12 protein-coding genes and 1 pseudogene are annotated in these 10,904 nt (G+C 64.7%); 7 read left to right on the plus strand and 6 right to left on the minus strand.

Annotated elements, in window-relative coordinates; translation table 11 throughout:
• The first annotated feature begins 2 nt into the window (after positions 1 to 2).
• Positions 3 to 713 carry a dihydrofolate reductase family protein gene (locus IVB07_RS03365; protein WP_026232465.1) on the plus strand — a complete coding sequence of 237 codons (711 nt, stop codon included), beginning with the start codon at positions 3 to 5 and terminating at the stop codon, positions 711 to 713.
• Between the two features lie 10 nt (positions 714 to 723).
• Entirely contained in the window at positions 724 to 1,995 is a 1,272-nt protein-coding gene (locus IVB07_RS03370; RefSeq protein ID WP_018453117.1) for an NAD(P)/FAD-dependent oxidoreductase, read from the plus strand.
• Positions 1,996 to 2,053: 58 nt separating this feature from the next.
• Here IVB07_RS03370 and IVB07_RS03375 read toward each other — a convergent pair whose 3' ends face one another.
• The gene (locus IVB07_RS03375) at positions 2,054 to 2,374 is read right to left on the minus strand and encodes a hypothetical protein (RefSeq protein ID WP_018453118.1); all 321 of its coding nucleotides are present in this window, start codon (positions 2,372 to 2,374) and stop codon (positions 2,054 to 2,056) included.
• Between the two features lie 270 nt (positions 2,375 to 2,644).
• On the opposite strand from IVB07_RS03375, the pseudogene IVB07_RS03380 reads away from it, so the two are divergent.
• Positions 2,645 to 2,778, plus strand: a pseudogene (locus IVB07_RS03380) (oleate hydratase); the annotation flags it as partial.
• Between the two features lie 32 nt (positions 2,779 to 2,810).
• On the opposite strand, the gene IVB07_RS03385 reads toward IVB07_RS03380, so the two are convergent.
• The 4 genes from IVB07_RS03385 to IVB07_RS03400 form a co-directional block, all read right to left on the minus strand.
• Entirely contained in the window at positions 2,811 to 3,401 is a 591-nt protein-coding gene (locus tag IVB07_RS03385) for a hypothetical protein (protein ID WP_018453119.1), read from the minus strand.
• Positions 3,402 to 3,597: 196 nt separating this feature from the next.
• On the minus strand, positions 3,598 to 4,911 hold the full coding sequence (locus IVB07_RS03390) for a tetratricopeptide repeat protein (RefSeq protein WP_247767493.1): 1,314 nt from the start codon (positions 4,909 to 4,911) through the stop codon (positions 3,598 to 3,600).
• A 13-nt stretch (positions 4,912 to 4,924) separates the two neighbouring features.
• On the minus strand, positions 4,925 to 5,935 hold the full coding sequence (locus IVB07_RS03395; protein ID WP_018453120.1) for an aldo/keto reductase: 1,011 nt from the start codon (positions 5,933 to 5,935) through the stop codon (positions 4,925 to 4,927).
• A gap of 280 nt (positions 5,936 to 6,215) precedes the next feature.
• Positions 6,216 to 6,641, minus strand: a complete 426-nt coding sequence (locus tag IVB07_RS03400; protein ID WP_026232466.1) for a PaaI family thioesterase — start codon at positions 6,639 to 6,641, stop codon at positions 6,216 to 6,218.
• Between the two features lie 66 nt (positions 6,642 to 6,707).
• Here IVB07_RS03400 and IVB07_RS03405 point away from each other — a divergent pair, with 66 nt between their 5' ends.
• A complete protein-coding gene (locus tag IVB07_RS03405) occupies positions 6,708 to 7,337 on the plus strand; it encodes a CoA pyrophosphatase (protein WP_018453122.1) in 630 nt (209 codons plus the stop codon).
• Between the two features lie 70 nt (positions 7,338 to 7,407).
• Positions 7,408 to 8,622 carry a hypothetical protein gene (locus IVB07_RS03410; RefSeq protein ID WP_018453123.1) on the plus strand — a complete coding sequence of 405 codons (1,215 nt, stop codon included), beginning with the start codon at positions 7,408 to 7,410 and terminating at the stop codon, positions 8,620 to 8,622.
• 159 nt (positions 8,623 to 8,781) lie between these two features.
• Here the strand turns inward: IVB07_RS03410 and IVB07_RS03415 are convergent, their stop codons facing one another.
• The gene (locus IVB07_RS03415) at positions 8,782 to 9,084 is read right to left on the minus strand and encodes a hypothetical protein (protein WP_026232467.1); all 303 of its coding nucleotides are present in this window, start codon (positions 9,082 to 9,084) and stop codon (positions 8,782 to 8,784) included.
• 194 nt (positions 9,085 to 9,278) lie between these two features.
• Between IVB07_RS03415 and IVB07_RS03420 the strand changes: the two genes are divergently transcribed.
• Entirely contained in the window at positions 9,279 to 9,758 is a 480-nt protein-coding gene (locus IVB07_RS03420) for a hypothetical protein (RefSeq protein ID WP_018453125.1), read from the plus strand.
• 162 nt (positions 9,759 to 9,920) lie between these two features.
• On the plus strand, positions 9,921 to 10,868 hold the full coding sequence (locus IVB07_RS03425; RefSeq protein WP_018453126.1) for a TAXI family TRAP transporter solute-binding subunit: 948 nt from the start codon (positions 9,921 to 9,923) through the stop codon (positions 10,866 to 10,868).
• The last annotated feature ends 36 nt before the right edge of the window (positions 10,869 to 10,904 follow it).

Below are 10,904 nucleotides of genomic sequence, written 5' to 3' on the forward strand. Positions count from 1 at the left end.
GCATGAAGCCTTACGTCATCTGCCTGATGCATTCGAGTCTGGACGGCCGCACCCATCCGAGCCGCTGGCGCCCGAAGGGGGCAGGAACGGACTGGTTCGAGAAGATCCACGACGAGCTCGGCGGCGACGCCTGGGTGATCGGCCGCATCACCGGCTCGGAGTTCGCCAAGGGCGATGCCTATCCCACGACGGCGGACGCGAAATTTCCGCGCGAAAACTGGTTTGTGCGACGCGACGCGAAAACCTATGGCGTCGTGCTCGATGCGCAGGGCAAGATCGGCTGGGGCCGCTCCGATATCGGCGGCGATCCGATCGTCGTCGTGTTGACCGAGAGCGTCGCCGATTCGCATCTCGCGGGGCTCCGCGGCGAGGGCGTGTCCTATATCTTTGCCGGCAAGTCCGAGATCGACCTCGCGCTGACGCTGGACATCCTCAACCGCGAGCTCGGCGTGAAGCGCCTGCTGGTGGAGGGCGGCGGTGTCGCCAACGGCGCGTTCCTGCGTGCCGGCCTGATCGACGAGTTCAACCTGATCCTCAGTCCCGCGATCGACGGTGCCAAGGGCGCGCCCTTCGTGTTCGATTCCACGGACTCGGACGGCGACCGGCGCGCACCGCTGAGCGCGATGACGCTGGAGAGCACGCGGGATCTCGGTGGCGGCGTCCTGCTGCTGCGTTATCTGATCCAGAACGATCCGCAGGCCGTGGGCAAGTAACAGCACCGAGATGTCGGCAACATCCGAGCATATCGTCATTGTCGGTGCCGGCGCGGCCGGTCTGATGGCGGCGCGCGAGCTGGCGCGCGCGGGCAGGACCGTGACAATCCTGGAGGCGCGCGAGCGCTGCGGCGGCCGCATCCACCCGCTGCCTGCTTCGGAGTTCGGCTACCCCGCCGACGGCGGCGCCGAATTCGTCCACGGCGAGGCGCCGGTCACGCGCGCGTTGCTGCGTGAAGCCGGGCTGTCCCTACAGGAGATCGAGGGCGAGCGATGGGGCTTTGACGGCGCTGACATCGTGCGCGAGGATCGCCACGATCCGCATCAGGCTGAGCTGCACGCCGTGGTCCGGGAATTGAACGACGACCTCACTGTCGCCGATTTCCTGCGCCGGCATTTTGCCGGGGATGAGCATGCGCGGCTGCGCCATTCGATCGAGCGAATGGTTGAGGGCTATGATGCGGCCGATCCCGAGTCCGCCTCCACGCTGGCGCTGCGCGAGGAATGGATGGCTGGCGGGCACTCTCCGCAGGCGCGCATCAAGGGCGGCTATGGTGGGATGATCGACTTCCTGGCAGCCGAGTGCCGCAAGCTTGGCGTGACGTTTCGCTTCGGCTGCGTGGTGTCGGCGATCGAGGAGGAGGGCGGCGCGATCGTCGTTCGCTGTGTCGGCGGCGACGTGCAGGGCTGCGATCGCGTGATCATCACCGTTCCGTTGCCGTTGTTGCGCGAGATCGGGCTGCCGAGCCGCGCGCGCGCGAAGGCGGCGGCGGCCGACGATATCGGCTTCGGTAACGTGATAAAAATCCTGCTGCGCTTCAGGCGGCCATGGTGGCGTGAGCGCAAGGAAGAGCTCGCGGACATGGCCTTCCTTTTGTCCGACCAGGCCATCCCGGTGTGGTGGACGCAATATCCGAACCGGCATCCCGTGCTGACCGGATGGTTCGGCGGCCCGCGCACGGCAGCGCTGTCGCGTCTCGACCCGCAAGCGCTGATCGATACCGGGCTCGATTCGCTTGCGATCGTCTTTGGCCTGTCGGGCCAGGACCTCGCACGCGAACTCGTCATCGCGGTCGCGACAAACTGGGCGCACGATCCCTACGCCCGCGGCGCTTATTCCTGGGCGACGCCGCGAACGCGCGAGGCGCAAACGATCCTTGCGCGCGCCGACGGTCCGGTGCTGTTCTCCGGCGAGGCGCTCTATCGCGGAGCCGACATGGGTACAGTCGAAGCGGCGCTGGCGAGCGGTCAACAGACGGCGGGGATAATCTTGCGGGAATAGGCTGACGAGCAAAGAAAGGCCCGCGTTTCGCGAGCCCTTCGTCTTGCTGCCTTTCGTCTTACCAGCGGCTGCCGCCGAAGCCGAACGTCACGCTGGGACCGCCGCCGCCGTAATATCCGTACGGTCCACCGCCGTAATAGCCGTGGTGCCGCGGATAATAGCCGTAGCTCCGGTAGTGCGGACGATGAAATCCGTGATGGTGGTGAGGACGCCAGTGATGGCGATAGCCGTGATGGTGGTGCCTGTGCTGCGCGCTGATATCGGTTGACTGGGCGGCTGGCGCGTTCTGTTTCGCACTTGAATGATTGGCCGCGTTCGCCGCGGATCCGCCGACAAGCGCCGCAGCACCGACGGCCATCGCGACAAAGAGATACTTCATGTCATCACTCCGGTTGAATGTCGTGTGACAACACATGGTCATCCGGCACGTTCCGGCCAGTGCGGGCGTCGAAACGACGCAGTTACATTGGTCCGGTTCGCGCGGCTGCGTGCGTCTCTTGAGATCTATTGTCGCATCACCGGCGTGATCGCAACTCTGCCATCACTCTGCCGCGAATGACGCAATCACGTCATCGGTGGTGACGATGCGCGCGAATTCGTCGGTGAGCAATCTCGGCTTCGACACACAGCTGGTGCGCGGCCATCTGAATTCGACCCTGGCGTCTTCGAGGATGCGATCTGCATTCCCTGCCGCATGCCCTACATCACCAGCATGTTCATGCCGCGCAGCGCGGCCGACCGCTGCCGGTGCCCAGGAATTCCGTCAATCTCGCCTTCTTCGCGACGCTGGAAAGGCGTTCACGTAACGGATGGAGCTATTTGAACGGATCCTGGATCGACGGCGCCGACTGCCTGATGCGGCGCACGCTCACCGGCGTGCCGTCGGAGACGAACAGGAGTTCGTACTTCCGGCCCTCGCTGTCGGTCGCGGAGCAGGTGACGTCGTTCACCTTCTTGGCGGCGAAATTGCCGGTCTGGCGGCAGAGGCCGGTGGAGGTCTGCTCGGCCGGCACCGGCAGCCCGTCGACCTTGGGGCGGTCCTTGGAGTTGAGCAGCATGCGGTCGATCGGCAGCTCGTAGGAATTGTCGTCGGCGCGCTTGCCGTTCTCGCCGGAGAACGACACGACGTGATTGTCATCAGCGGGATCGTCGACCGCGACCGTGAAATTGACCCGGCCCTTGTCACCATGAGCGTAGGCGACCGTCTTGCAGGGGAAGGTGCGGCCGGCAACCTTCAACGTCTTGCAGTGGCCGGACATCAGCGCCAGCAAGTCGATAAAGGCGGTCTGTTGCCCGGGCGGATTGTTGACGGGAATCGGCGCGGAAGACTCGGCAAAACAAGGGCTTGCCAAGAGGACCAAGGTGGCGACGAGGGCAGCAGCGAGGATGGGGCGGCAGAGGCGCATCGGAAGGCTCACATGCCAGGGAACGACCGAAAAGTCCCGTCGGATAACCAGCGAACCGTAAATTGGTTGCGATCCCGTTTGTTCTGCCGGACTCGTCTGAAATACCACCGCGCCACCCCAACGGCAATTCGCCCATATCGCCCAACCCATTCCCGGCCAGCACTTGCCGTCAGGCCGGTGTTTTTTTCGTGGCGGGCTACCCCATAGCCGCCCGCCAGCGCGTATCGCGCAAGGATGGGCGGCGGTGCAGGCGGGCGTCGAGCAGGGCGCGGGCGCGCGGCAGGTCGCCGCTGCGCATGAGGGCAACGACAAAAGTGTCCTCGATCAACTCGCGCTGGGCGTGGCTGCCGCCGAGACGCACGACCTCGTCGAGGACCGGCGCGAGCATTTGCACGCATGCCGCGTAATCCTCGTCCGCAAAGGCTGCCAGCGCGCGGCAGACCGCCGGCACGACGGGGCCGGCCGGCAGCTTGCCATCGGCGAGCCGCTGCTCGATCGCGGTCAACCGCGCGACAAGCGCCTCGCGATTTTGCGTTGCGGCTGCGAACAGTGCCATGTGGATATCGGCGAAGGGCAGGCTCGATTTCGGAAACAGTCTTTGCGCGGTGGCATCGGCTTCGACCCAGAGCGCTCTCGGCACGACGTGGCCGTAAGCCGACAGGCGCCAGAGCAGTGACGCACCGTCGGTGACGAGATTGAGCGGCGGCGCCTGTGTGGCCTTTGGCTGCAGCACATCGGCATAGATCGCGAGCGCCCGCGCGGCATCGCCATGCTCCAGCGCGCCGAGCGCCTGATGCCAGCGGATGTGGCCGTGCAAGATCCCGGCGCGGTCGTAACAGGGGATCCAGTCGTCGACGAGCCGGTCGGCCGCTTCGATCGAACCGTCCTCGAACATCGCATGCAGCACGGCGTGCACGGCATGGGCATTCTGCCGGCGCAGCTCGAAGCCGCGCTCGGTGACACCGCGGCCGCGACTGACATTGCCGTTCTCGGTCATCGCCCAGCCGTACATGGTGAGGAACCACCAATCCTCGCCATAGTCATGCGCGACGCGCTCGCACAGCTCCTGCCGGGCGCGGTCGTGATCGGCCATGCCGGAGAACGCGAACAGGCCGAAGGCGCCGAGCGGCAGCGACAGCACCAATGCATCGCGCGGCCACGCCTCGACGTGCTTCATCGTCGCCGCGATTGCCTCGGGCAGCCGGCCCTCAATTGAAAGCGCCAGCGTCTCGACATGCGAACGCTCGCGTTCCTTGCCGCGTGTCGCCACGAGCTCACGGGCGAGTGCCGCCTTCTGCCGTGCCAGATCGCCTTGCTGATAGAAGCCATGCAGGCGGGCGCGGGCGATATGGGCCAGCGCAAAATCCGGATCGGCCGCAATCGCGCACTCCAAGGTTTCCGCCGTGCCGGTCCAGCCCGCGAGCATGAGGTCGACGCCTTCGCGATAAGCGGACGCCGCCTTGGGCGAAGAGGTAGAGAGCGGCAGGCCGTAGCGATCTTCGAGGGCCATTCTTGTCTCCGGCTCAGGCCGTCCGCGCGCGACGTCCTTCAATCGGATAGGCCGGGTCGTTGTAGCCTGGCGTCGAGGGATGACCCGGCACGACCAGTCTGTCGATCAGCGCCTCGTCCTCGGCGGTGAAGCGATAGTCGAGCGCGCCGGTATAGCCGTCCCATTGCTCCTCGGTGCGCGGGCCGGCAACGATCGAGGAGACAAAGGCGGAGTTCAGCACCCAGGCGACCGCGAACTGGCCTGCGGTGATGCCATTTTTCTCGGCGTGGGCCTTGATCTCCTGCGCCAGCTGGAGCGATTCCGGCCGCCATTCGGTCTGCATCATGCGGGTGTCATTGCGGCCCGCGCGCGTCTCCTTGTCGGGAGCCGCGTCGGGCGTGTATTTGCCGGTCAGCACGCCGCGCGCCAGGGGGCTATAGGGCACGATGCCGAGGCCGTAATAGGAGCAGGCCGGGAAGTGCTCGACTTCGGGCATGCGATTCATGGCGTTGTAATAGGGTTGGCTCACCGCGGGCCGGTCGATGCCGAGCCGGTCGCAGATGTTGCAGATTTCGGCGACGCGCCAGGCGCGGTAGTTCGAGACGCCGAAATAGCGCACCTTGCCGGCGCGGATCAAATCGCCCATCGCGCGCACCGTCTCCTCCAGCGGCGTCGAATGGTCTTCCTTGTGCAGATAATAGATGTCGATGTGGTCGGTGCCGAGCCGCTTCAGGCTCTCATCCGCCGCTTGCAAGACCCAGCGTCGCGACAGGCCGACACGGTTGGGATCGTCGCCCATGGGATTGGCGAGTTTCGTGGCCAGCACCCAGGCGTGACGGTTGTTGCCGATGGCGCGTCCCACGACCTGTTCGGATGCGCCCTTGGAATAGGCGTCGGCGGTGTCGATGAAATTGACCCCGGCCTCGTGCGCCTTCGCGATGATCCGCTTTGAGGTGGCTTCATCGGTCGGCCCGCCGAACATCATGGTGCCCAAGCAGATCGGCGACACTTTCAGGCCGCTGCGGCCGAGTTGGCGGTATTGCATGGGCGCGTCCTTGCTGCTTCTTCTGGCGACAGCATAACCGTCTCACTCCGTCATTGCGAGCGCAGCGAAGCAATCCAGAGATGCGTCTGCGGCGGCAGTCTGGATTGCTTCGCTGCGCTCGCAATGACGCGGTTGGCGGAGATGCTTGCTACGCTCTCAGCTGTCATCGCCCGGCTTGACCGGGCGATCCAGTATTCCGAGAGGGCTGTAGTTCAATCGAGAAGCCGCGGCGTACTGGATTCCCCGCCTGCGCGGGGAATGACAGCGGTGGGTATCGCTCCTACCCCGGCCCCTTCAAGATCTTGAACACACCATTGGCCATCACCACGCAGCGGCCGTCCACCGTCACCTCGGTGCTCATGAAGATCAGGCTGCGGGTCGAGCGCACCACGCGCGGGCGGGAGATCAGGATGTCGCCGATCTGGCCGGCTTCGACGAAATGTGTGTCGAGCTGCACCGTCGCCATGAACTCCTTGCCCGAGACATAGCGGGCAGTCATGCCGCAGGTACGGTCCGCGAACGTCATCATCACGCCGCCCTGGACCATGCCGCGGCGATTGTGGTGCTTGTCCTCGGTCGCAAGTGCGAATTCGTACTGGCCGTCGACCTTGCGCTCCCACAATGGGCCGATCAGGTGCATGAAGCCCGTGGTCTCCAGGATGGTCCAGCCGTCTGCTTTCAGCCTCGCGGCGGTCTTGTTGGTCATGTCGTCCATTTCCTGAGCGGGTCGTGCGATCTCGTTTCATCGGGGCCGGACGTGGTGTAGTCAAGCATGATGAGACCGTTCGACGATGCCACACGGCGGAATATCGCGGCTGCCTGTGCGGCCTTCACGCGGCTGCCGGAGGATGAGGCGCCGGCGGCGTTGAAGCGTGCCGCTGTGGTGATTGCGCTGACCGCAGCCAGCGAGCGCGATGACACGGCGTTCCTGCTCACGCTGCGCGCATCGCATCTGCGCGCCCATCGCGGCCAATGGGCTCTTCCCGGCGGACGCTGCGATGCCGGCGAGACGCCGGTCCAGGCGGCACTGCGCGAGCTCGACGAGGAGCTTGGCCTGCGCCTCACCGGCGCGGAGGTGCTCGGCACGCTCGATGACTATCCGACCCGCTCCGGTTATCTGATCACGCCGGTCGTGGTCTGGGCCGCCGATAGTGCCGCGATCAAACCAAACCCGGACGAGGTCGCCTCCGTCCATCGCATCGCGCTTGCGACGGTCGAGCGCGCCGACGCCTTCGATTTCGTCGCGATCCCCGAGAGCACGCGCCGTGTGATCCGTTTCCATCATCAGTCGAGCTTGATTCACGCACCGACGGCGGCCCTGATCTACCAGTTCCGCGAAGTGCTGGCAGGACGGCACACCCGCGTCACCGAGCTGGAACAGCCGGTATTCGCCTGGAAATGATGCGAGGGGCGAAAACGAGGTAAACGGCGCGTTAACGTGACAGTTACCGGATGCCTGCTAAGAGGGCAGCATGCATCAATCGATTCGAAATGCCGTGAGACTGGTTCCACTCGCGCTCGTCCTGCTCGCGCCTGCCGTGCGCGGCGGCGAATCCGACGCGCTGCCGCCGGCCGTCCGCAATGCCAATGCCCAGCTGTTGTCGCAGTTCTTTGCGCAAGGCGGCGTGTCGCCCGCCGTGCTGGAATATCGCCGCAAGCTGCAGGAGTATCAGGCGGCGCGCGCGGCCTTTGACGAGGAAGCCGGCGCCTATTGGAGTCAGATCTCCGAGAAGCGGAAAGGCCGTAATGCCAAGCGGCGCAGCGGGCAGCAGGTCACGCTCGACGATTACGTGCTGGAGCATCCGCCGCTCTATAACGGGCCGAAACGGCCGGTGAATCCGGAGCCGGAGGAAACCCCGGACCGCCCGACGAAAAAGCCGATCCCGGTGGTCGCCGATCTGCTGCGCGCGGCGCAGGAGCTTTATCAGTTCACGCCACAGCGGCCGGCCAACGAAGTCGAATTCAAGCGCGTCTATGCACGCTACGCGCTGGCCTCGGGGCTGACGCGCGAGCAGGCGGTGCGGGTCTACGCGTTCGAGACCGGCGGCACCGGCAGTTACGACGTGCAGGCGGGAATCGAACATGGCGGCAAGCGCGCCATTTCGACCGCGATGGGCTACAACCAGCTGCTGACGACCAACAGCGTCGAGCTGCTGGCCGAGCAAGGCCATGAATTCATCCGCGCTCTCTCTGACAAGGTGGCGCGGACCTCAGGCCCGGCGCGTCAGTCGCTCGAGCACAAGCTCACTGTGCTCAAGAAAATGGTGGCGCACGCCAAGTCGGTGCCCGACACCTGGTCGGAGCACGAGAAGATCGGCAACACCGCGCAGGGCTGGGCCATGCATGCCATGGTGCTCGACATCGATATCGGGCCGATGCTGCAGACTCACAAGCTGCTCACCTCGGTGCTGTTCGCGCGTGCCAAGGGCTACAACCGCCCGCTCAGCGCGGCCGAGCTCGAGATGATGAACCTCACCGGCGACGGCACCGGCCTCGACATGGTGACAATGCCGCAGGTAATGCGCGAGCAGGTGCCGACTTCGAACTTCTTCCAGCGCGGCGGCTACGAGCGTAACCCGGTCGCGATCCGCCACAACACGGTGGCGAAGCTGCTGGCGGTGACGGATACGAGGATGGACAGCAACAGCAACAACGCCGGCGCGCGCGAGCTGGCGGGGGCGTTTTAGGCGGCGTCGTCCGGCGAAGGCCGGGACCCATTACCACAGGGCATAGTTTGGGAGGACGGTCGTTCGGTACTGCGGCCGTACGCAATCGAGGGATCACGCGGTATGGGTCGCGGCCTTCGCCGGGACGACAGCAGTGTGTGGCGTCGCCGCGACCTCGCCCTACTGATCCGACCCGAACTTGAACTTGCCGTCGCCTTCCAGATACGGGCCGCTGCGCATGTAGAGCTGGCCGTTGTGGCCGAGGAAGAACAGCGTGCCCTTCGGCACCTTCTTGGCGCCCTTCAGAAGTTCGCCGGCATTGCTGGTGCCCATCTTGTAGGAGAAGGTCTTGCCGTCCTTGTCATAGGCGTAGCCGGTGTCGGGCTTGAGCTCCCAAGGTGTTGCAGCGGTCTGCGCCAATGCGGGTGCAGCGAACGCGCCGAGCACGGCCGTCACCAAAAATATCCTTGTCGAAAATGCCATCACCCTATCCTCCCCATCGAGGCTCCCGGCTTGAACAAATCACGAACGGCGCTTCCAGGTCAATTTGCGAAAGCGCCGCAGCGCATCACGTCTTGCCGAGCAGTTTGTGATTTTCCCTTCGTCCCCGTGCGACTATGTTCCGCTTTCCGTCTAGAACGCAATTCGACAAAAACATTGGGTAGGGGATGATTCGAATGAACCTCGTCATTAAAGCTTGCTGGGCCGCCGGCCTGTTGCTGACGGTGCTCGCGCCGGCCGCCCGTGCCGATGATTACCAGCTCAGCCACAACCAGAGGATCTCGTGCAGCCGCGGCCTGGCCCCGGGCAAGCTGAACACCGCGACCTGCAAGTCATACACCTACCTCTTCAACACCAAGACCTCGGAATATTTCCGTTGTCAGGTCTCGCTGGCGCTGACCCGGGACAACAAGGAAGTCATCAACGTCCAGACCGACGGCGGCTGTACCAAGAAGCCGCGCATCTTCGACACCGACGGCCATTACGATTTCGACGCGACCGAGACCGAGCCGCCGAACACCAATTCGTTCTTCGGCCCCGGCGGCTACTCGGTGTGGGCCGCCGACGTCGGCGCGCAGAAGGTGCGCGGCTGCATCATCATCTCCTCCGGCCTCGGCTCCGACATCTCCAAATGCCTGGACATGACCTTCCAGTGAGGGGCTGACCAGACCTGGCTGCGCCACCTCGCCGCACCTGGCGAGTTCCCCAAAAATCGAACCAGCACAGCCATTTACTGCAGTCCTGTTTTGACTTTTGGATGGGTTGACCCGCCCCCCTCATCCGGCCAACTTCCGGCCGGTTTGGGGAGTAGAAAGATCATGAAACGAACGATTTTCGGCGTGGCCGCGGCTCTTGCTCTGGCGGCCTCGGCACCTTGCGCGCAGGCGCAATCCTTTATCAATGTGCTGACCGGTGGCACCTCCGGCGTCTACTATCCGCTCGGGGTCGCGATCGGGAAGATCTACGGCGACAAGATTCCTAACGTGAAGACGCAGGTGCAGGCCACCAAGGCGTCGGTCGAGAATCTGATCCTGCTCCAGCAGGGTCGCGGCGAGATCGCGTTCACGCTGGGTGACTCGCTGAAAGCGGCCTGGGATGGCGACGAGGAAGCAGGCTTCAAGTCCAAGCTCGACAAGCTGCGCACGATCGGCGCGATCTATCCGAACTACATCCAGATCGTCGCGACTGCCGAGAGCGGCATCAAGACGCTTGCGGATCTCAAGGGCAAGAGCCTGTCGGTCGGCGCGCCGAAATCGGGCACGGAGCTGAATTCGCGCGCCATCCTGGCGGCGGCCGGCATGAGCTACAAGGATCTTGGCAAGGTCGAGTATCTGCCGTTTGCCGAATCCGTCGACCTCATGAAGAACCGCCAGCTCGGCGCGACGCTGCAATCGGCCGGGCTCGGCGTGGCCTCGCTGAAGGATCTGTCGACCTCGAGCCCGATCGTGGTGGTGTCGGTGCCGAAGGAGACCGTCGACAAGATCGGCCTGCCCTTCATCGCGGCGACCATTCCCGCCAACACCTACACCGGGCAGGACAAGGACGTGCCGACTGCGGCGGTGGTCAACTACCTCGTCACCAGCTCGGCGGTGTCGGACGATCTCGCCTACCAGATGACAAAACTGGTCTACGAGTCGCTGCCCGAACTCGCCAACGCGCATGCGGCCGGCAAGGAGATCAAGCTCGAGACGGCCGCCAGCGGCAGCCCGGTTCCGCTGCACCCCGGCGCGATCCGCTATTACAAGGAAAAGGGGCTGATCAAGTAACGTCGGCCTCGTTATCGGACGTCATGGCCGGGCTTG

Source organism: Bradyrhizobium sp. 172 (genome assembly GCF_023101065.1).
Taxonomy (GTDB): domain Bacteria; phylum Pseudomonadota; class Alphaproteobacteria; order Rhizobiales; family Xanthobacteraceae; genus Bradyrhizobium; species Bradyrhizobium canariense_D.

Coding starts and splice junctions, on each gene's coding strand:
- IVB07_RS03400 (WP_026232466.1), bottom strand. CDS start 6,641: ATGACCAACAAGACCGCCGCGAGGCTGAAAGCAGACGGCTGGACCATC.
- IVB07_RS03405 (WP_018453122.1), top strand. CDS start 6,708: ATGATGAGACCGTTCGACGATGCCACACGGCGGAATATCGCGGCTGCC.
- IVB07_RS03410 (WP_018453123.1), top strand. CDS start 7,408: ATGCATCAATCGATTCGAAATGCCGTGAGACTGGTTCCACTCGCGCTC.
- IVB07_RS03395 (WP_018453120.1), bottom strand. CDS start 5,935: ATGCAATACCGCCAACTCGGCCGCAGCGGCCTGAAAGTGTCGCCGATC.
- IVB07_RS03375 (WP_018453118.1), bottom strand. CDS start 2,374: ATGAAGTATCTCTTTGTCGCGATGGCCGTCGGTGCTGCGGCGCTTGTC.
- IVB07_RS03420 (WP_018453125.1), top strand. CDS start 9,279: ATGAACCTCGTCATTAAAGCTTGCTGGGCCGCCGGCCTGTTGCTGACG.
- IVB07_RS03425 (WP_018453126.1), top strand. CDS start 9,921: ATGAAACGAACGATTTTCGGCGTGGCCGCGGCTCTTGCTCTGGCGGCC.
- IVB07_RS03385 (WP_018453119.1), bottom strand. CDS start 3,401: ATGCGCCTCTGCCGCCCCATCCTCGCTGCTGCCCTCGTCGCCACCTTG.
- IVB07_RS03370 (WP_018453117.1), top strand. CDS start 724: ATGTCGGCAACATCCGAGCATATCGTCATTGTCGGTGCCGGCGCGGCC.
- IVB07_RS03365 (WP_026232465.1), top strand. CDS start 3: ATGAAGCCTTACGTCATCTGCCTGATGCATTCGAGTCTGGACGGCCGC.
- IVB07_RS03415 (WP_026232467.1), bottom strand. CDS start 9,084: ATGGCATTTTCGACAAGGATATTTTTGGTGACGGCCGTGCTCGGCGCG.
- IVB07_RS03390 (WP_247767493.1), bottom strand. CDS start 4,911: ATGGCCCTCGAAGATCGCTACGGCCTGCCGCTCTCTACCTCTTCGCCC.